A 20448-nucleotide genomic window follows, 5' to 3' on the forward strand; every position below is an offset into this window, starting at 1 on the left:
GGTTTATTAAAAATGAAAAAGCCCTAAGGGATTCCACCTTCGGGCTTTTTGGAAAAGAAAAAGTTTTTTGCAACACCACAGAACGAATCGTTCCGCAGTTTAGCCAAGCATTAAATCTTGGCTGTGTCGATTAATCGTCTTCTGCTAGGCTCTCTTCTGCGTAGTCATCTGACGCTTCTGGTTTGTTACGACCGTTTAGCGTGTGGAAGCGTTTGCGACCACGAGCTAGCTGTACGTATTTAAGCCAAGTGCGCTCGATCTTAGTTTTCGCTTTGCCTGGGTTTTCCAGAACTTTTACGAAGTGTTTTTCTTCGCTGTTCTCAGGTGTCAACTCGCCTGACTCTAGGCCAAGCATAGTATCCCCATAAATTGTTAGGATTTCCTCTTCTGAAAGAGTAAAATCGCCAGACTTTGCAAAGCCGCGTGGGAATTTTACGTTGTCGTAAAAACGTTTTTTGCCATGACGAAATTCAGTGTCAGACATATCAACAGCCTCTGTAACCGTTATTGATGAATGTGATGAATTACGGCGAAAATTAGGCGCAAAGCTAACAAAAGAAAAACAAAACTTTTTTGTCGTCAAAATTTTAATTAGTTGTTAATCTGGTTTTATATTGACCAGGAGATGGTTTATGGATGTAAAGGTCTTTCGAACATTTTTAGAGCTGGCAAAGGTTCGTCACTTCGGACGAGCTGCTGAGAACTTGTACATTACTCAAGCCGCTGTGAGCGCACGCATCAAACAACTCGAAAGTTATTTCGATACGCAGTTGTTTATTCGTGATCGAAATAACATAAAGTTGACCTCCGCAGGTGAGCGTTTAATAGGCTATGCCGAGGTGATGGTGACCACCTTGCAGCAAGCCAAACTCGAATTATCCCTCGAAGATGGCAAAGCGTTGCAGCTCACCATGGGTGGTACGCCGAACATTTGGGACGCTTATCTGCAAAACTGTTTGAGTGTGGTAACAGACTCATTTGGTGGTTACGGCTTTATGGCAGAAGTCATGGGGCGTGAGATGCTAAGCCGCAGCCTGCTTGAGCGCACTCTCGATATGGCGTTCGCCTTCGATCAAATCAAAGCGGATGAGCTTAACTGCAAGAAAGTCGCTGACGTGGTGTTGGTGTTGGTGTCTACCGAGCAAGATTCTCTCGATACGGTGTTTGATAAGAAATACGTGTATGTGGATTGGGGCACGCGCTTCGCTTCAGAACACGCAGAACGTCACCCGAAAATCCCAGCGCCTTACCTTCGTACTTCTACCGCTCGTATCGCGTTAGACTTCGTTTTAGAGAAAGGTGGCAGTGCATACCTACCAGCGTCTCTGGTAGAGCCGTTTATTGCAAGCGGGCAGCTCCACAAGGTGTCTGGCGTAGAAGATTGGTACCGTCCTATCTATTTGAGCTATCGCAAAGCCAGCACGTCTGTAGACGCGATTAAGCAGGTTGAAGAAATCGTAAAAGAGATTGACCCGTTAACGGCGTACAGTTTGCAGCAAATAGCCGACATTCCAGCAGACGAGTAATTTCTGCTTTTGCGATCCAGTGCAAAATTAAACGAAAACCCCTTGGTGTGAAGCCAAGGGGTTTTTTGTGTCAGTTTACGCAAATAGCAGCGTGTTTATAAATCAAACGTCCGATTGAAGCGAGAGTTGTGGCACTTCTAATGTCGTTTCTACTCTCGTTTAGGCCAATTTCTGACGTAGCGTTTCATCTAATGCGGCTTTGCCTGCGCCAGAGAAAGCGAGAGAAACGCTTGCTGCCAGTAGTGCTAAACCAAACTCGTAACCGTTGTTCGACATAAACAAACCGTTTTCAAAGTGAACCGAGAAAATGGCGATCACCATGGTGAATGCTAAAGCCACGGCTGCCGGGCGGGTAAGCAGGCCAAGTAAGATGAACAAGCCGCCAAAAAATTCTGCACTGCCTGCTAAAAATGCCATCAGCATGCCCGGGCCTAAGCCAATTGATGCCATCCATTGACCTGTACCTTCAAGCCCATAACCGCCAAACCAGCCAAAAAGTTTTTGCGCGCCGTGCGCCATAAAGATGAGACCGACTGGAATGCGAAGTGCGAGTGCGCCGTAGCCTGCATTTGAAGTAGTGATTTTTTGTAGTAGTGCTTTCATGACTTTATCCTTTCTCGAATTTTTATGATAAGGAGTACTGCCCCCTTGTTGTTGAAATCAGTGTAGGTAGGAGGAGAGAAAGAAAAAATTGGGGCAATTTGATGTTCTCGTTCGACAAATTCGATGGAACGTTTTTTCATTTTTAAATACAGAACGTTAGAACGGATAAAATACCTGGTTTTGGTGCTTTTACAGGACGCTTTTGATTATGAAAGTCGCAAAAATTTGAATGACTTTCTCTACGTCGGTTTGTCTTCTGGTATGGCGCCTGTGCATGGTGAGCAAAAAAAAGAGCACAGGTGACTGCGCTCTTTTACTTTCACGATTAACAAGGGAGAAAGGAGTTTTTATAGATTCATTAAACTTTCAAGCGAGTCTTCCACACTGTTGTAGTGATAAGTGCGAATATTCACACCATCAGTCGCATTGATTTGAATTTCTGAAATCTCGTTATCAGAGTCGCGCTCAATAATCCCTATAGAGTGCTCGACCGATTTGCTGGTAATAACCTTGTGATTTCTAAGTACAATCACGCACGTATGTAAGTCCATGCCAATTCCCTTTAGCCGACGTTGTTGTGTTGTTCTGACTATAACCTTAGTGCACAAATTTGCTATTGCCAAAGTTTCTTAATATTGAGTTCCGAAAATGGCTAATTTACAGTAACTCCCCGTTCTACAATGAAGTTATGCCGGTCGAGTGGTGAATAAGTTAACCACTCGTTGAACACCAAATGCGTAAGCAGGGACAGCACTATGCTCATCCACCCACATACATCGTTGACCTTCGAACAATGCCAAAAAGCACGCATGGCTCGTGATAGCCGTTTTGATGGGCGCTTTTACATTGCGGTGAAAACAACAGGGATCTTCTGTCGCCCAATCTGCCCAGCTAATTTGCCCAAAGAGGAAAACGTCGAGTACTTCACCGACAAGACTCAGGCTTTGAAGGCTGGATATCGCCCTTGTTTGCGTTGTCGTCCAGACAGTGCGCCAGGGTCATGGGCGTGGAAGGGCGTCGAGACCACATTCCAACGTGCGATCAAAATGATCGATCAAGGTGAGTTGCATCATCAGTCTCTTACCGAACTCTCTGAGCGTCTTGGGATCTCGGATCGTTACTTGCGTATGCTGTTCGAGCAATATTTGGGGATGTCACCTAAGCAATATGCGCAGTATCAACAGTTGATGTTTGCCAAGCAGCTTCTGCATTCGAGCTCGATGTCAATCACCGAAGTCGGTTTTGCCGCGGGTTTTAACAGCACTCGACGTTTCAATGATGCGTTTCAAAAGATCCTTCAGCTAACGCCTTCTCAAGTGCGTAGAAAGGAATTTGATGGCGTAGGGACGAATCGAATTGTATTACCTTATCGTGGTGCTCTGAACTGGCAACACATGCTCAATTTTTATCGTCTGCGTGCGATTGAAGGAATAGAGCAAGTCACACAAGAGGCTTATCAGCGCAACGTTTTGTTGGGTGATTGCCATGTACGATTCAAGGTCACTCAAGGAGAAGGTTATCTTGAGATGGAGTTCGATATTGAAGATGTCACTAAGTTGCAGAATCTGGTGTCTGGTGTGCGTCGCATGTTCGACCTTGATGCGGATATTTGCACGGTGGAGCAGCACCTTGAATACATTGCGCCGGGGTTGGTGAAAACCCAGGGGATTCGTATTCCGGGCGTCTGGAGTGCGTGGGAAGCCGGTGTACGTGCTGTGCTAGGGCAGCAAGTGTCGGTTAAAGCGGCTATCGGGCAACTTAACTTATTGGTAGCAACACTCAGCAGCGATCAGCAAGCGCGTCACTTTCCAACCCCAGAAGCGATTGCCAATGCCGATGTCAGCTTTTTGCGTATGCCGCAAAGTCGTAAAGACACACTCGTGCGATTTGCTCAGTACATGCAGCAGAGTCCAGAAGCCGATCCGCAGCAATGGCTGGAACTAAAAGGCATTGGTCCGTGGACGGTGAGCTATGCGCAATTGCGCGGTCAATCTCAGCCCGATTGCTTTTTAGACAAAGACTTGGTGGTGAAGAAAGCTATGCCAAACTATCCGTCATTGAATGCTCAGACTGCGTCGCCTTGGGGCAGTTACGCGACTTTTCACTTATGGAATCAATCATGAAATCACTTTATACGGTAATGCCAAGTCCGTTAGGCGCAGTGACTATTCAAGCGAACGAACAGGGTTTGTTAGGAATTTGGTTTGAAACATGTACCACCAAACCAGACGATTTGGGTGAGCGCGATGATCAACATGCCGTGCTTAGCCAGACTGTGACTCAATTGGAAGAATACTTTGCTGGGTTGCGTAACGAATTCGACTTGCCCCTTGCAGCGACAGGCACTGATTTCCAAACTCAAGTTTGGCATGCTTTGACGACCATTCCTTATGGTGAGACATGGAGTTACCAAGATCTGGCGAACGCCATCGGCAATCCGAAAGCGGTGCGTGCGGTGGGGCTGGCAAATGGTAAAAATCCAATTTCTATTGTGGTGCCATGCCATCGTGTGATCGGCAAAAGTGGCAAACTCACTGGCTATGCCGGCGGGGTAGAGCGCAAGCAGCGACTATTGGCGTTGGAGAGAGGTACGCCACTTTAAGTGAGACCATTCTCAGAATCTGGCAAGGTTTACCTTATTTGCTTAAATTTTGTGTAGGGTGGTAAGCAATCCAGAGCAATGAAAAGGATAATAAGGATATGTCGTTCAAAACGGATTTTGATGCATTTATAAACCAAAGTTGGCAGCAACATGAAGCCGAGCCGCAACCAACATACAACCAACTAGAGCAAGCGCTTAGCGAGGTAGAAGACACCAACCATGCTGAGCGCATCTTACCCTTGATGTTGCACACATCCATCGGTCACCTGCACGATCCAAGTCAGTTTCTCACTAGCTTAGATAAGATTGAAAATGGTGGTGTAGCAGCTCAATGTCTGGCGCGTCAGAGAGCCAAAGCTGTCGCGCAGTACTTCGTTGACCAAAATAAGGACCAGATTACTGAGTTAGAAGATGTCGATCAGCGTCGCGTGTTTGCTCAAATTGCTAACGAGCTGTCGGCAATGAATGAACTAGAGCAAGCCAGCACATGGTTGGCAAAAGCAGCCAACGGTATAGATTCAGGCCAAGCTGCCGAGCCTTTAGCGCGTTCAATTGCCATTACGGGTAACAACCTTGCCTGCCAATATGAAGAGCTTGAAAGACGCTCTGAAGCGCAAGTAGAACACATGCTAGAGGCTGCGACACTGGCCCTTGAATATTGGAAGGTTGCTGGTGGCTGGATACAAGAAGAGCGCGCAGAGTATCGCTTAGCCATGAGTCTTCTTAAAGCGGGTAGTCCGCAGCAAGCCAAAGTGCATGCTGAACGCTGTGAGGCAATCTGTCGAAAAAATGGTGAGGATGCTTTCGAGCTTTTCTACGCTCACGATTTGCTGATGCTGGTGCACCATCACTTAAGCCAAGCGAGCAAGCAAAAACTGACGGCAGATGACCAGAAATACTGTGAGAATTCGCCATTGGCGTAATGTTTTCATTAGTGAGCTAGAACAAACAAAAAGCCCCAGAGTTAAAGGCTCGGGGCTTTGTTTTTTAATCGTGAGCCTGTGTTATTACGCAGCTTGTGGCTTGGGTTGATAACGCCCTGGTTTGTGGTTCATGGCTAAGATTAAGTTGGTCACCACAGCGCCAAGTACAGAAAGGCCAATTAAGTAAACATCGACGATAAACAGCGACATCACAACGATAGTGCAGTCGAGCGCCATTTGTACTTTACCTGCACGAATGCCAAAGCGTTCCTGAAGGTAAAGCGCCAAGATGTTAAAGCCACCTAAACTCATCTTGTGGCGGAAAATCACCAGCATCCCCATACCAATCAAACCACCACCGAGCAGTGCGGCATAAACGGGTTCAATACGAGAAATCTCAATCACATGGTGCAGGTGGTCTACCGCAAAAGAAACGATCGAAACCGCAATAAAAGTGTTGATGGTAAAGCGCCAACCCATGCGCATCACAGACAAAATGTAGAAAGGTAGGTTAAGTACGAAGAACACCTGACCAAAACTGAAGTCACTGATCTTAGTGAGGAAGATTGCTAAACCCGCTGTTCCGCCAGTGAGCAATCCAACCTTGTTGAAGAAGATAACCCCAAGTGACACTAACGCACTACCGAGCGTCAGAGCCAAGAGGTTCTCTCTAAGGCTATGATCTTTATCCATAAAGTATTTTCCTTGGTTTTAAAACCGTATTAACTGCAAGCACACAGCCAAACGGATGCGGTCGGCAAAACGCCAACCAAATAGTGATAAATCGCTAAATAAAATGTCGTGAAAAGTGATGGATGTCGAGTTTTTGACCTAGATTGCGCGGATGTTAACTGTTTAACAGACTTTACACATTAAGCTAAGCAAACACAGAAAGATTGAGGAAATGTCATGATTAAACAAGTAGGTAGTACGATAATTCAGCCTCTACATCAGCTTTCTTGCCATTGCGGAAAAGTGCAAATCGAACTGTCATTACCGAATGGAATCGAGAAGCCTAGACGCTGTGATTGTTCCATGTGCCGACGTCGTGGGGCGATTGTGGCATCGGTGCCTTTGAATGGGATTCGCATCATCCAAGGTGAGAAAGCACTCAAGCTGTATCAGTTTAATACCAACACAGCTAAGCACTTCTTCTGTGGTGAATGCGGCATCTATACCCACCATCAGCGCCGCTCAAACCCGAGCGAATATGGCTATAACGTTGGCTGCTTAGAAGGCGTAAATCCTTATGATCTAGGAGAGATAGAAGTGATGGATGGCGTGAACCACCCATCAGACAGATAAGTGTATTTAGAGTGGATGAAGGCCGTTTAAGTAAATAAACTGCCATTCATCCATAGATGCGCGGCAATACTTGCAATGTAACCTAGCGCAATCACCGGTGCCCATTTAAGGTGCCCAAAGAAGGTATATTGTCCTCTTGCTGCGCCCATGAGAGCAACGCCAGCAGCAGAGCCAATCGATAGTAAACTACCACCGACACCAGCGGTTAGTGTCACCAATAACCAGTTACCCATCGACATACTTGGTTCCATGGTCAATACCGCAAACATCACTGGGATGTTATCGACGATGGCGGACAGTATTCCCACCATGATGTTTGCCCAAATTGGATTCCACTCGGTGTACATCACATTCGAAACCAGCCCAAGATAGCCCAGCAAGCTCAAGCCGCCAACACACATGACCACGCCGTAGAAGAACAAAAGGGTGTCCCACTCGGCGCGAGACACACGGTGGAAGACATCAAATGGCACGACAGAACCTAAGCGCTTGAGCGCGTAATCGTCCCCATTGGCAATCGCCATCGCCGCTTTTTTGGCAAGGGAGTGTTTGAGCGTTCTACGCAAGAAATAACCGAAAAATTGCAGATAAGCGAGGCCCATCATCATCCCCACCACTGGCGGGAAGTGTAAAACGGCGTGGAAGGAAACTGCAGTCGCAATGGTCAGGATAAATAAACCAACAATACGTCTTGCGCCGCGTTTGAGCTCAATGTGTTCGTGTACCGTATCTGGCTTAGTGTTTGGTACAAATAACGACATGATGAATGCAGGGATGACGTAGTTTATCAGCGAAGGCACAAACAGCGGCATAAACTCAGCAAAGCTGACGTGCCCTGCTTGCCAAACCATCAGAGTGGTAATATCGCCAAACGGACTGAATGCACCGCCCGCGTTGGCCGCTATGACAATGTTGATACAAGCTAAGTTTACAAATCTTGGGTTATCGCCCGAGACTTTCATCACCACAGCACACATCAATAATGCCGTGGTCAAGTTATCGGCAATGGGAGAAATCACAAACGCTAGGCTACCTGTGAGCCAAAATAGCTTCTTAAAATCAAAACCTTTGCCAACCATCCATGCTTGCAGTGCGTCAAACAGCCTTCGCTCTTCCATCGCATTGATGTAAGTCATCGCCACCAGTAGGAACAATAAAAGTTCGGCGTATTCCAGAAGGTTGTGTTCCAGTGCGGCTTTAGCCACGTCAGCTTGGCTGTGCTGGGCAAAGGTGTAGCCAATCAAAATCCAGATTAACCCGGCTGCGAGCAATACGGGCTTAGACTTTCGCATTTGGAGGTATTCTTCCAGCATCACCAGAATGTAGGCAATGGTGAAGAAAATCAGCGCGGCATAACCGACGGTCGAATTGACGAGATTAAGATCACTGGTCGCAGCTGCAAAGGTGGAGCTAGAAAATATCAAACAGCAAAACGCGACAATTGGATAGATTGGCATAGACATTTCTCCTTGTCTGACTGGAGAAATTTTAGCCACATATTAATAGGTTAAGTGTGAGTAAGCTCGAATTAACGGTAGGAGTTTGGAATTGATGTAGCTTGCGCCACTACTTTCTGAGTGACGCAATGCTCGCCGCGCCAAATAGGATTACTGCAGCGTATAAACCATAAGTTAGCCAATGGCTAATTTCTAAAAAAGGAACGAGTCCTTGACCTGCCCACATACCGCCTCCGTTTAATGAGCATTTTGTTGATGTCAGACAAATCTAAATTAAATGAACAATGTTTTTTGTGAGTGAAAGCAAATTACAAAGTATTAGAAATGATAATTTTGATGAGTGAGAGAGAGCTCTCATTTTTATAAAGTCTGCACTAGCCAAAAAGTGGTAGTGCAGACCATACATAGTGCTGAATGGATTTAGCGCAGTAATAATTTTTTCAGTGGTGTTGCTTCAATGCCTTTCACAAGCAACAAGGTCACCACAATGGTTGCTGGGTAAATGAAGGCGTCTTTGGCTAAGTTTTCTAGCCCCAACATACCCGCTACGTTCATCATGATGATGATCACTAATAAGTGGCTGACGTAGATACCTAAAATGCTCGGGGACCACTTAAACACCCATGGCATGTTACCAAAGTTTGGATGGGCAAGAAGCCACATGAATACGCCCAAAGACCAGATAACAGTACCGAACAAAAAGTCGTGCGAGTTAAAGGCGATCTCATAATCCATCAAGTAATAGGCTTCGGCGAAATGAATTGCCATACCAATAAGAATTAATCGAATCGTGTTGTTGCGAGACCATTGCGACTGGTGCTGTCTGGCTAGGTAACCAAGCACTACCAGTAAGGTACTGAAGAACGGACCATTACGAGTAAAGAATGGCGCTGGCAGATCAGTGAGTGTGACGTAGCTGCCTGCGAACACGCCATAGATATAGAGCAATACCGCTGTTGGAAGTAGCAGTTGCATCATGCCGATTCGAACCAGAAACGCAATGATGGCTACAGCGATGATGAGTGCTGGGATGAACCATAGATGTACCAAGCCCCCTTCCAGTAACGAATTGATTGGGTTCGACATTAAGTAGCCCCAATAGCCTTGTCGCTCGGCGAGATAGCCTGCTTCTGCAACCACTTGCCAACGGAACGGCACCAACAGACAAATCGCACTCCAAACCAACCATATCTTAAGCAAAGGCTTGGCATAGTCTTTTAGTGTCTCAACGGGATTCGTGCTGAGTTTCGGTTGGATGAGATAGCCGGAGATGAGGAAAAACAGTGGCACAGCAAAACGAGCTAGCTGGTTGAGGATATACCCAACCCAAGGCACTTCATCCCATTGCCAATAGGTGAGAGCCATCTGACAGTGAAGCCCTACGATCGCAAACATCGCGATGATACGAGCAAATTCTAAACTGGCAATTTTCTTTGTGGTTGCCATAAGTACTTACCTAAAAAAGTGAAAAATCGCTGCGAAATTAGCAGTTAATGACTCAGTTCTCGCGCTAAAAAGTCAACGGATGTGCATTTGGTGGTAACCAGTTTCTTAAATTCTGACTCACCTCAAATTTCGAAAATTCATATTCATTAGGTTACTCAATGTATTGAGGGCGTGAGTGTGTCAGTGGGTATACATTGGTTTGACCAGTAAATTGATGACTTGTAAAAAAGTACGATCGTGCTAAAAGTATGTTTATGAAAAAAGGAAAAGTAACCAAAGAGCTGATACTGCAGCGTGCATTCCAACTGGCGAGTGAAAACGGGTTGGAAAGTCTCACTATTGGCGAGCTCGCTAAGCAGTGTGGTATGTCGAAAAGTGGCCTATTTGCTCACTTCAATTCCAAGTTGAATCTTCAACTGTCGGTGTTGGAATTTGCCAATCAAGTATTCGCTGAGCGCGTAATTGCGCCTGCGCGCGAGTTAGGCGATAGCAACATTGAGCGTAAAGTACGTGGCTTGTTGGACACTTGGATGACGTGGAATCACTCTTTTCAAGGCAGCTGTATGTTCCTTGATGCTTGGAACGACACCGCAGAAGAAGGCTGTGCGTTGCAAGCAGCATTGCGCAAATCGATTGATACTTGGTTGAATTACTTAGAAATTCAAATCAAGAAAGGCAAAGAAAACCAAGAGTTTGTCGCCGATTTAGACACGCGGCAAGCGACCTTTGATTTGTACGGGCAGTACTTAAGTGCACACATATTTTACTCGATCAAAGGGCAAGAAGAGAGCCAGAGACTGTTCTGGCAGGGCATCGATAACTTGTTTACTCGATGGAAGCGCTAACCCCGCGGTAACGGGTATAGTAAAAGATTCAAAATGAAGAGCGACAACGAGCGCTCTTTCTTATCAGTATAAAAAGCACGACCGTTCTATTTTGTGCAAAGCTGATAGTTAAGGAAACGATCATGAGTGAGAAAATTTACTTCAATACTTCGCAGAAATTCAGTGTTAAACGCAGCTTGGTCAACATCAGTACCCGCCTGCATCACACGTTGGCGCCGTCACATGCAAAAAAGACCGCGCGTAAACTGTTGCTTACTCCCGCTCGTACTCAGCCAAAAAATGTCGAGCCACAGGGGCTTATTAAAAGCGAAGTGCAAGGTCATGCCGGCGCAATTAAAACCTATCAGCTTGGTAGCGGTCCGGTATGGGTTTTGACTCACGGCTGGTCAGGGACTGCGAGCCAGTTCTACCCGTTGATGGAGCATATTGCGGCATCGGGTTACACCGCATTAGCGTACGATCATCCTGCTCATGGTGAGAGTGAGGGACAATACGGACATATTCCAGCGTTTGTATGCGGTCTTGAAGATGTATTAGATTCTGTCGATGAGGTTGCAGGTTTGGTGGGGCACAGCATGGGTACCGCTTCAGCGCTAGAGTGCCGCCACAGTAAATTAGAAAACAAGCCTTTGCTGTTGATCGCGCCAGTGCTTAACTACGTTGAAAACCTATTTGGCAGCATTGCGCGTTCAGGTTATTCAATGAAGTTATTCAAAGCGGTGGTTTCGGAAGTAGAAGATCAGTTCGGCTACCCATTGCAATCCATTGACCCAGAGAAACGCCTAGCTGAGCGAGAAGCGAAAACCATTATTGTTCATGATGAGCAAGATAAGTTCACCAAACACAGTGTGTCTGCTAAAGCAGCGGACGAGATTGAACGAGTGGAACTGGTTACTACGCAAGGCCAAGGCCATGGTCGTGTGATGAAGTGTGATGAGGTATTCCAGAGTTTCGACCGTTTAATTGAAGCGAGCTGATCATTAAAGAGTGTTGAATAAATTCTGTTAGAACAACAAAGGACAGCCGAAGCTGTCCTTTTCTTGTTTTAACAATATTCAAAGCGAGTGATGTTGAATCACAACACCTCAGCAGTGCTTAGTTACAGTTAGCTGGGCCAACTTCTTTCCAAACACCCCATTCGCCAGACTTGCTAGGATCTTGACCTTGTGTCCACCATTTAGCTTCCCAAGTTTTACCTGCGTGCGTTACTTGGTCGCCGCCAGTGTAAATAGCCGTTGCATCCCATGCGTTAGTACAAGTGCCACCACCTGTGCTGTGCTTAGATACAACAACGGTTGCACTTGCTGAAGACGCTGCCTGACCATCGCTTACGCTAACAGTGAAGCTTAGGCTTGTGTCTTGTGGGTATTCTGCTGCTGTGAACGTCACTTTCGCGCCGTTAACCGTTGCGTTTAGGCCTTGAGGTAGCGTCCAATCAAACGTTAGCGTGTCGTTTTCAGCATCGCTAGAGGCCGAAGCATCAATCACAACTACGTCACCAGCTTTCGCTGTTGCTGGAGCTGAAACTTTTGCAATTGGCGCTGTGTTATCAACGGTACCTGTTGGTTTAACCGTTACCACAACAAGATCAGAAGCGGTTGCGCCTTTGTCATCGGTTACTGTTAGTTTGAACGTTAGCTGTTCTTCTGCAGTCACTTCCGCTACATCAAAGCTTGCTGTCGCAGTGTTAGCGCCAGATAGAGCTACTGCAGTACCTGATACTTGCTCCCAAGCGTAGCTTGCGATTGTGCCATCAGAATCAGTTGAGTTGCTGCCATCAAGAACAACACTTGCAGGACCTGTTACTGCTTGGTCTGCACCAGCTGCTGCCGTTGGTTTGCGGTTTGGTGGAACAACCACACCACCGGCCATGCCTTCGTGCATTGCGTTAAGGATGTCGCCGTTATCCGCATCAATTTCCCAAGAGAATAGACCAGCTAGACCCAGAGATTTCGCGTAGTTACCTTTTGCCAATACAGAGCGGTGATCGTCAAATGTAATCAGTTCACCCGTTGAACGGTTCCACACCCAAGGTGCTTCTGCTAGCTCGTCGTAACCGTATTCGAAGCCGTTGATGCCAGCGTTGTTCGCACCTAGCATGAATGACTTAATACCTTTGTAGTCAATCACGCCATCTTCCCAAACGCCTTGAGTCGTGCTGCCTTTCAGTTTACCTGTCGCAGTACCTGTCATTGGGTCGTTTGGATCCGTCAGCGTATCTGGTGTTACGCCTTCCCAACCACGACCGTACATTGCAGTACCTAGAACCAGTTTGTTCGCAGGAACGCCTTGCGCGAGTAGAAGTTGGATGCCGTTGTCAGCCGTGTAAGCCGGGCCTTTGTACGGTTCGCCGTTTTCATCAACGCCGCTACCATCACACTGACCAGGACGCATGAATGAGCCACAGTAGAGTGCTGTTTGGTGACCAGGAACGTTGTTCCAACCGCCGTAGAAGTCGTAAGTCATCGCGAAGATGTAGTCCATGTACTGCACAGCATCTGCGTAATCAACGTCTTCAATTTTGTCGTAACCAACGCCAATTGCTGAAGTTAGCTCGTAGGTACGGCCTGTTTCCGCTTCTAGGTCATCCAGCATTGCACGCAGTTCACGCATCAACGCGATGTAAGCTGGGCCATCGTTCACTGGGTCGCCTTTATCTGCTGCAGCACCGCCGCCACCAGGGAATTCCCAGTCAATATCTACACCGTCGTAGAACTTCCACGTTTTCAGGAATTTCTTAACTGACGCGACAAATGTGTCACGGTTTTTCTTATCAACGAAGTCGTAGAATGGGTCAGAAAGTGTCCAACCGCCGATAGATGGAATGATTTTTAGATCTGGATTACGTTGCTTCAATGCCATCAGCATTGCGTAGTTACCCTTGATCGGTGTGCTGTATTCGTGACCAGCTTGAGCAAAGCTCTTTTGGTACGCAGCCCATGGGTCATGGATAACCACTTCGTAGTCATTCACACCGCGACAAGCGGTTTGTAGAGCGTTGAAGCTGTTACCACCAACTGATTTCACCGACTCGTTTGGACCACAGATTGGGATAAAGCCGTAAAGGATGTGAGTCAAGTTGTCGACAGGCATGTTATCAACCGTGTAATTACGGCCGTAAATACCCCATTCAACAAAGTACGTACCCATCACGACACTTGGGTCTGTGTTGTAGGTTTTGTTGTTTGGGTCAACATTCATGGTTAGAGGCGGTAAGTGAGAACCGTCAGTATCCGCGATAGTGATCTCTGCAGGTGCGCTCTTAGCACAACCAGTTGCGTCACACGCTTCGATTTCCATTTGGTACAAGCCACCTTGGCCGTATTCAAATGATGCCGTTGTTTGGCTACCAGTGATAGGGCCTGTTGCCACTTTTACGCCATCAAAGTAGATGTTGTAAGTGTCGCCAGAAGTGCCACTCCACTGATTAAATTTCACGTTGATCTTAGCTAGCTCATGGTACTTAACCATGTCGTTGTAGCCAGATGTGGTTTCCATTGCCAACTCAATTTTAGAAAACTGCAGGTTGTTGGAACCGTACATATCGATACTTGGTGCGGTTGGAGCCGCATTTGCAGCGCCAGATAGTGCTAGGGCAACCCCAGCTGCACATAGGTTAAATCGAATCATAACTTCTCTCTCAATCCTTGAATTCATGTTCATTAACGAACATAAGCTGCTCCTGCGACAGAAAAGACAACCAATTCACACACTGTGCAAAAGCATCCCCTTGAGCATTTCAGAGGCTTATTTTTTTTCAAAAAAAAATAAATCAACTTTCGACCGTGTTACCTAAATCTCACTACAAGAAACATAAATTTGCAGTGAAAATTCAATATTGAGCCAATATTTTATAAATATTTTGCATGCACTTAATTAATTGCTTACTCAGTTCGTACTCGTTATTTTGCGAGTGAAATTAAACTTTTACTTTGTAATAGAGTTGGTTACGACAAAAAGTGTTTGTTTTGTATACAGAAGAGGAGTGATGGATAAAAGGCTACTTGCGGCCGAAGTGTTCACTTAGAGCGGCACGACGTTTGGAAGCCGCCCCAGTTTCTGAGCCTTGAACTGTGTGCTCGAAGCCTTTGAGAATAAATCTCTGATCGGGAAAGCGAGGTTCAATACGGCGTATTTGTGGGGAGAGGTGAGAACCTGACAACTGATACTCGGTTTTACCCAAGCCTGTGTTCAGAGTGATGACTTTACCATCAAACTCAAATTGAGTGGCGATCAAACGGTGATTGCGAAAGACCCCGTTGGAAGTAAAGGAAAGGTGCTCGGTTTGATAAGGTGGGGCACCAATTTCAATCCATTCGCCATAGATTTTATCGCGATCGATGTAATCCAAATAAGAGGCATAAAGTAGATAACTGATCACGCCAAACAACGCGCACCCAAACAGAGCAAAACCTCCTTTGATGATTTTGAGCTGATGACGAGCCCAAAGTGAGGGTTGCGGTTCCGGTTTCTGCTTGCGCTTACGGCCTGTGGTGTTAGTCATGATCCCTGCTTACTTTCCTTTTCCATTATGGTGAGAAGCTTGAGCTGTAAAAACAAACAATCTCGTCTTTAACACGGTGAAACTATGATCTGATGTCCACTTTTACATTCCGAAACACAGTTATTGATAAGTTAGCTTTTCAGTAAAGGTCAATTTAGATGCTTGAGTCGCAAACCGAAACAGGGTAAAAAAGAGCTGATTTTTGATAAGGAAACCAATAATGAGTATTAAGGAAAACAGTTATTTTGCTGGTGGCGTTAAGTCGCTAGGTTTTAACCAACAAGGGCAGGATGTCAGCGTTGGGGTAATGTTGCCAGGTGAATACACGTTTGGCACTCAAGCGCCAGAGCGTATGAGTGTGGTCAAAGGTGCATTGATCGTTAAGAAAGCTGGCGAGGTTGATTGGGTCACTTACAACACCGGTGAGTTCTTCGAAGTAGAAGGAAGTTCATCGTTCGAGCTGCAAGTAAAAGATGCAACCGCGTACTTGTGTGAGTACCTATAAGCAATAAATCGAATTGAAATGAAAGCCACCTTCGGGTGGTTTTTTTATGCATGTTATTCAGAATCAAAGGTTTTTAGCAACAGGCCGTTAACTTTTGTATATACTTAGGGTAGGCACACCCATCGTTCAAGGAGGAAGTGATGGCAGTACAACGTAAACATTCAGATCTCCCTCCTCGCTATGAGGCGACGGAGTTTACAACAGAGCAAAGACATCGCTTTACTAAAGTGGCTAATGCGGCTCAAAAGCGCCGTGCTTTTTATAAGCGAGCCATTGAAAGCAGCTTAGTTGGAAAGATGAAAGAGCGCGCACTTAAGCCCGTTCTTGTCCCACGAGATGATAAACCAAGAAAAATTGGCCAAGTGATCTGGCTTATCACGTTTTTGCTTGTCGGTTTATGGGCGATGTATATGTATTCCTAAGCCATGTTTGAGTGATTCACTCTTACAAGCTGGCATCTCGCTGTAATGAAGTCACATTACCCATTCCGCCAACCAACGAATGTCTTTGATGGCGTAACTCTTCTGCATTTGAGCAATGTTCGTAATATGCATACTGGTTTTTGCCAGTATGCTTTGCGGCGTACATGGCTTTGTCTGCACAGCGAGTGAGCTCAGATAAATCCTTAGCATCTTGGCCATAAATTGCTGCTCCCACACTCATGGTCAACTCATTGATATTGTCTTCCGTCTGATAGCCTTTATTAAACAGGTTTACGATACGATCAAGGATATTATCTAGGTCCTTCTTGCAGCGCACATCGTAAAGCATCAAAACAAACTCATCTCCCGCAAAGCGAGCGATCGAATAATCGTGTTTGTCCGTCTTTCGGTCTTTGTTGCGAATATTGTTTTTCAAGCGAGTCGCAAAGTGTTTTAAAACGCGATCGCCCACATCATGGCCGTAGTTGTCATTGATGTGCTTAAAGTTATCAATATCGAGGAAAACCAGTGCAGTGACCGTATTATTCTGAGTTTGATCTAACTCTTCCAGTTTCGCGCGCGCCCAAGTCTCAAAGCTCCAACGGTTAGCGAGCCCCGTTAATTGGTCTAGGTATGCCAGTTCCTCAATGCCTTCACGATAAAGCGTTTGGATGTAGTTCACGACCTTGGAGTAGTAGTAAGAGAAGGTATGGCAGACAAAACAAATGGCCACAAGGGTGAACATAAAGCGGCGTTCAGTCATCTCACTGGCGGTAGGTACACTCTCTAAAAAGGTCAAATCGAAAAAGATGATGAGAGAATATGTCACGCTAAACAGCAGACCGACCTTGAACTCGTTAATCAAGATGATGGCAGCCACAATCGGATAGAGCCAAAGTAATCGACCGGAGGGCGCATCGCTATATAGGAGCAGCAACAACCCATCGAACATCAATACGCCTGTGAGCAACAAATCAGCGTATTGGTGGTGACCACGTACTTTGATCAGGTAGCTGATGGTTAAACATGCCAACGCACATACTCCGATGAGTAAGCTGAGCCCCCAGTTGCCTTCAAGATAGTGCAGTACAGAGCCATAGGTTAGAAATGCAGTGGCGATGCTAGAACAGAGAAAAACGATCTTCTTCTTTCTTGTCGATCGGATATCCGCCATTTCCTCTAGGCGTGCTCCGGCCAATTTCGACATTGTGTATCCCTACTTTAGACGTATCTGAAGCTTATTCTAGGTCGTAATTAAGTATTAGATGGAATAGCAAAGTCCTTATTTGTGATATGAAGCATGTTTGTTATTTATGTGAGTTATTGAATTCGTAAGAAATTTACGAGTTGTGAAATCTTTCAGAATCATGAAACGTTTCATTTATTTGTGATTGAACAGCACGTTCTTAGGACAAATTAACGTGATAGCAATTAAACAATTCTGTGAAATGAAAGCGATTTCAAATCATGCTAGAAAAATCATGATTTTCTATCTTTATGTTTTTAATGAGTAAAAATCTCTTTTTGTTTCATGCGTTGTTTCATGTCATTTTCTTAACCATTGTGGTGTGAAGCCGTAGCGGCTTTTCAATGCTTTCATTCCTTAATATTCCTTTCGAGATAACAATACATACAAATTTTAGGGATATCACATGAAAAGCTTTAAAGTTTTACCTCTCTCTATTGCGGTGGCCGCTTCGCTTGCTTCTTTACCTTCTTTTGCTGCTGATGCCGATGTTGAGGCATTAGAAAAACGTCTCCAAGAACTGGAAACGAAGCTGGAAACTGGCTATGTATACGACCAGCAACCAGCAGTGTTATCTGCAGAAACGGAAGTACCGTTGGGTATCGTATTCTCTGGTTACGCTCGTTATGGTGCGGGTTATCAAGGTAGCGATGCATTAACAGTCGGTACGGCAGGTGCATTGAACTCAAATGCTACAGGTCGTTTAGGTAACGAACAAAACGGCGGTGAATTCCAGTTAGCAAAAGCATTCAAGAGCGACGGTGGTGCGATTTGGGATTTGGTATTCATGTTAGATCATTGGGCAGACGCTTCATGGGCTGACGATGGCGGCGTAAACGTGAAGAAGATGTACGCTGGTGCCGCGAACTTGTTTGAATCCCAGCCTGATTTGTATGTGTGGGCTGGCCGTGACTTCCACCAACGTCCTCAAACAGACCTAAATGACTACTTCTGGATGATGCACGATGGTCAAGGTGGTGGTTTCTATAACCTAGATCTAGGCGGTGTGAAGTTTGACTTTAGTGCAGTCGGCCAAGTGGAAGGCGATATGGTTGGCGATAACGGCCGTTATGCGCTGACCAGTAAATTACACGGTATCAAGCTTGGCGAATCTGCTGACTTGAGCATTTACGCCAACTACGGTTTTGCATCTGATAAGCTGAAAGACGAAGACGTTGGTGATGTGACCGCTTACCAAGTGGCAGGTGAACTATCTGCTGCAGGCCAGCGTTTGATTGTTCGTTACTCTGACAACGCGAAAGACAGTGTGTTTGATTTAGCAGAAGATCAAACCGCACTATTAGTGAGCTTTGATGGCAGCACGTCAATCACTGATAAAGCGGGCATTCAATATTTAGCGGCGTACCAATCTTTGGAAGTGGAAGGGGATGAAAGCCGTGTAAACTACAACGCGATTGTGCGCCCTACTTACCAATGGAACGATATCCACTCTACGTGGCTAGAAGCAGGCTATAGCGTGGTTGATTACGATGACATCGATGCAACGAATAGCTCTTGGAAAATGACGCTATCGCAAAACATGGCTATCGGTCCTGAAACTTGGTCCCGTCCAATGCTGCGTTTCTACGCAACAGTGGGTAATGCAGATAACGAGTACACAGGTTTTGATTCTGTGACTGGTGAGAAGATTGCAACCGATGTTGACACAGTAACGGTTGGTGCAATGTTCGAAGCGTGGTGGTAAGCCACACCTAGTTAACTACTGTCCATGTAAAGATGGTAAACACTTAAGGCAGAAGTATCAGGTGTTTACCATCCATTCATCTCTTAACCCTTATATTTCACCTTTTATAAGGCTGTCTTTTTTAGACAACTCCCCATGTTGATATCTGGGGAGTTTTTCTTTATTAAGGTTGCTTTTCGTTTTTATTGATGTTGTTGGATTGCCCTAAAACTCAGGATAGGTAAGCATCCTGCAGGATTTTTCGCATTTCTTCTCTTTCTGGCGTTGAATTTTTGTGTTGCATGAACTCAATGAATTCATATGCATTCATATTGGAAATTGAATCTACAGTGCTAGGGTTGGCTCCTCTGTGGAGCAGCCATTTTAACGTCTGAATATCATTGTTAATTATTGCTGAGTGAATTGGCAGTCCACTGGAGCCAACTTCCTCATTAATGTTGTAGCCACCATCAATGAGTTTCTCCGCAAAAAAGAATTTATATTCGGTTGGGCTATTTAGCACTGAAGACAAATTGTATGTTTCATTTAAGTGAGTGTTTAAATCGTCAGATACACCAAAGAGATTAAAGTATGACATACAGTTGGTAGCACTAAATATTTTAATTTCAGAACCTAAAGCGCACTCCATCAAGGTATCTTCGGTTGGTCTTAACGAAAACAGTAGCAAAACTGAACAAGCAATAACTGCTATTACTTTCTTCATATGACTAAACCCACACTCTAGTATTGTTTGTAGCGTTGTAATTTGGGATTAGTAGCGGCTTAGTTTGGGCGTATCCATAAAGCATTCCATGAACCGTACTTTTAAAATTCCGGCGTAAGGTATCTATTACCATTTGGTAGATTTTAACTTTTCTCAGATCCTTAGTCGTCGCATGATGAAACATATGCGGAGCTAGGGAGGTAACTAGGTTTTCAATAATTTTTCTAAAAGGTGCTCTAGGATTGAGTGTTGATTTCCATAACCCTTGGATAAATCCAATCTTATATGATGCATCGATGGCTTCTAGTAATAAAGCTTGAGCCATGCTTTTGAGCTCTATGGTCATGGTTGCCGAATTAAGGTCTTCTTTGAAGCTAGGGAAAAAAACCAGCAATATTTCTCTTGTTTCGTCATCATTAAACAATAGCTCTGACTCTTTAAATTTTTTTAGCGTTCTCATTGTTAACTCCAATTCCATTTCAACTCTCACCAGTATAAATAATAAGCAATCCTGGCTGAGGGCTACTTCTTAGATATACGAGTTGAGTTCATTATTTATGCAACTGATATGTATATATAATAAGCGATGACACCTCTGATTGAGGGAAGAATCTGTACTTCTGAAGTTGCTTCAATACTTAACATCTTTGTGAATC

General features: G+C 45.2%; 21 protein-coding genes. 10 read left to right on the plus strand and 11 right to left on the minus strand.

Annotated elements, in window-relative coordinates; genetic code table 11:
- Nucleotides 1-130: 130 nt before the first annotated feature.
- On the minus strand, nucleotides 131-484 hold the full coding sequence (locus GXP65_RS04510; protein WP_010453583.1) for a DUF413 domain-containing protein: 354 nt from the start codon (nucleotides 482-484) through the stop codon (nucleotides 131-133).
- A gap of 148 nt (nucleotides 485-632) precedes the next feature.
- On the opposite strand from GXP65_RS04510, the gene GXP65_RS04515 reads away from it, so the two are divergent.
- Nucleotides 633-1526, plus strand: a complete 894-nt coding sequence (locus GXP65_RS04515) for a LysR family transcriptional regulator (RefSeq protein WP_050906632.1) — start codon at nucleotides 633-635, stop codon at nucleotides 1524-1526.
- A 159-nt stretch (nucleotides 1527-1685) separates the two neighbouring features.
- Here GXP65_RS04515 and GXP65_RS04520 read toward each other — a convergent pair whose 3' ends face one another.
- Together GXP65_RS04520 and GXP65_RS04525 are read right to left on the minus strand one after the other, a co-directional pair.
- Nucleotides 1686-2129: a DoxX family protein gene (locus GXP65_RS04520; RefSeq protein ID WP_005428503.1), complete on the minus strand. Its 444-nt coding sequence runs from the start codon at nucleotides 2127-2129 to the stop codon at nucleotides 1686-1688.
- 347 nt (nucleotides 2130-2476) lie between these two features.
- Nucleotides 2477-2680, minus strand: a complete 204-nt coding sequence (locus tag GXP65_RS04525; protein WP_005428499.1) for a hypothetical protein — start codon at nucleotides 2678-2680, stop codon at nucleotides 2477-2479.
- 204 nt (nucleotides 2681-2884) lie between these two features.
- Between GXP65_RS04525 and GXP65_RS04530 the strand changes: the two genes are divergently transcribed.
- From GXP65_RS04530 to GXP65_RS04540, 3 genes are all read left to right on the plus strand, one after another.
- Nucleotides 2885-4252 carry an Ada metal-binding domain-containing protein gene (locus tag GXP65_RS04530; RefSeq protein ID WP_162092143.1) on the plus strand — a complete coding sequence of 456 codons (1368 nt, stop codon included), beginning with the start codon at nucleotides 2885-2887 and terminating at the stop codon, nucleotides 4250-4252.
- A complete protein-coding gene (locus GXP65_RS04535) occupies nucleotides 4249-4731 on the plus strand; it encodes a methylated-DNA--[protein]-cysteine S-methyltransferase (protein WP_045371156.1) in 483 nt (160 codons plus the stop codon). Before GXP65_RS04530 ends, GXP65_RS04535 begins: the two co-directional genes overlap by 4 nt.
- A 98-nt stretch (nucleotides 4732-4829) precedes the next feature.
- Nucleotides 4830-5654, plus strand: a complete 825-nt coding sequence (locus GXP65_RS04540) for a hypothetical protein (RefSeq protein ID WP_162092144.1) — start codon at nucleotides 4830-4832, stop codon at nucleotides 5652-5654.
- An 84-nt stretch (nucleotides 5655-5738) separates the two neighbouring features.
- Here GXP65_RS04540 and GXP65_RS04545 read toward each other — a convergent pair whose 3' ends face one another.
- Complete coding sequence (locus GXP65_RS04545; protein ID WP_162092145.1) at nucleotides 5739-6347, minus strand: YitT family protein; 609 nt, start codon at nucleotides 6345-6347, stop codon at nucleotides 5739-5741.
- Nucleotides 6348-6563: 216 nt separating this feature from the next.
- Between GXP65_RS04545 and GXP65_RS04550 the strand changes: the two genes are divergently transcribed.
- On the plus strand, nucleotides 6564-6959 hold the full coding sequence (locus GXP65_RS04550; RefSeq protein WP_038888560.1) for a GFA family protein: 396 nt from the start codon (nucleotides 6564-6566) through the stop codon (nucleotides 6957-6959).
- 26 nt (nucleotides 6960-6985) lie between these two features.
- Here the strand turns inward: GXP65_RS04550 and nhaD are convergent, their stop codons facing one another.
- Entirely contained in the window at nucleotides 6986-8416 is a 1431-nt protein-coding gene (gene nhaD, locus GXP65_RS04555; RefSeq protein WP_162092146.1) for a sodium:proton antiporter NhaD, read from the minus strand.
- Nucleotides 8417-8836: 420 nt separating this feature from the next.
- Nucleotides 8837-9862: an acyltransferase family protein gene (locus GXP65_RS04560; protein ID WP_162092147.1), complete on the minus strand. Its 1026-nt coding sequence runs from the start codon at nucleotides 9860-9862 to the stop codon at nucleotides 8837-8839.
- Nucleotides 9863-10116: 254 nt separating this feature from the next.
- On the opposite strand from GXP65_RS04560, the gene GXP65_RS04565 reads away from it, so the two are divergent.
- Nucleotides 10117-10707: a TetR/AcrR family transcriptional regulator gene (locus tag GXP65_RS04565; RefSeq protein ID WP_162092148.1), complete on the plus strand. Its 591-nt coding sequence runs from the start codon at nucleotides 10117-10119 to the stop codon at nucleotides 10705-10707.
- Between the two features lie 122 nt (nucleotides 10708-10829).
- Nucleotides 10830-11684, plus strand: coding sequence for an alpha/beta hydrolase (locus tag GXP65_RS04570; RefSeq protein WP_077262566.1), 855 nt, complete (start codon nucleotides 10830-10832; stop codon nucleotides 11682-11684).
- A gap of 118 nt (nucleotides 11685-11802) precedes the next feature.
- Here GXP65_RS04570 and GXP65_RS04575 read toward each other — a convergent pair whose 3' ends face one another.
- Both GXP65_RS04575 and GXP65_RS04580 read right to left on the minus strand, forming a co-directional pair.
- Entirely contained in the window at nucleotides 11803-14337 is a 2535-nt protein-coding gene (locus GXP65_RS04575) for a glycosyl hydrolase family 18 protein (RefSeq protein WP_051117561.1), read from the minus strand.
- A gap of 370 nt (nucleotides 14338-14707) precedes the next feature.
- On the minus strand, nucleotides 14708-15211 hold the full coding sequence (locus tag GXP65_RS04580) for a DUF2850 domain-containing protein (RefSeq protein ID WP_012130287.1): 504 nt from the start codon (nucleotides 15209-15211) through the stop codon (nucleotides 14708-14710).
- Between the two features lie 220 nt (nucleotides 15212-15431).
- Between GXP65_RS04580 and GXP65_RS04585 the strand changes: the two genes are divergently transcribed.
- Nucleotides 15432-15716: a pyrimidine/purine nucleoside phosphorylase gene (locus GXP65_RS04585; protein WP_012130286.1), complete on the plus strand. Its 285-nt coding sequence runs from the start codon at nucleotides 15432-15434 to the stop codon at nucleotides 15714-15716.
- 140 nt (nucleotides 15717-15856) lie between these two features.
- The gene (locus tag GXP65_RS04590) at nucleotides 15857-16138 is read left to right on the plus strand and encodes a hypothetical protein (RefSeq protein WP_005428352.1); all 282 of its coding nucleotides are present in this window, start codon (nucleotides 15857-15859) and stop codon (nucleotides 16136-16138) included.
- 22 nt (nucleotides 16139-16160) lie between these two features.
- On the opposite strand, the gene GXP65_RS04595 is transcribed toward GXP65_RS04590, so the two are convergent.
- Nucleotides 16161-17345: a GGDEF domain-containing protein gene (locus tag GXP65_RS04595; protein ID WP_045455750.1), complete on the minus strand. Its 1185-nt coding sequence runs from the start codon at nucleotides 17343-17345 to the stop codon at nucleotides 16161-16163.
- 445 nt (nucleotides 17346-17790) lie between these two features.
- Between GXP65_RS04595 and GXP65_RS04600 the strand changes: the two genes are divergently transcribed.
- Complete coding sequence (locus GXP65_RS04600) at nucleotides 17791-19089, plus strand: carbohydrate porin (RefSeq protein WP_038888546.1); 1299 nt, start codon at nucleotides 17791-17793, stop codon at nucleotides 19087-19089.
- Nucleotides 19090-19300: 211 nt separating this feature from the next.
- Here GXP65_RS04600 and GXP65_RS04605 read toward each other — a convergent pair whose 3' ends face one another.
- Both GXP65_RS04605 and GXP65_RS04610 read right to left on the minus strand, forming a co-directional pair.
- Entirely contained in the window at nucleotides 19301-19792 is a 492-nt protein-coding gene (locus tag GXP65_RS04605; protein ID WP_162092149.1) for an ankyrin repeat domain-containing protein, read from the minus strand.
- Between the two features lie 4 nt (nucleotides 19793-19796).
- Complete coding sequence (locus GXP65_RS04610; protein WP_162092150.1) at nucleotides 19797-20252, minus strand: hypothetical protein; 456 nt, start codon at nucleotides 20250-20252, stop codon at nucleotides 19797-19799.
- Nucleotides 20253-20448: the final 196 nt, after the last annotated feature.

It is taken from the genome of Vibrio sp. LB10LO1, from assembly GCF_010092875.1.
Lineage (GTDB): Bacteria > Pseudomonadota > Gammaproteobacteria > Enterobacterales > Vibrionaceae > Vibrio > Vibrio campbellii.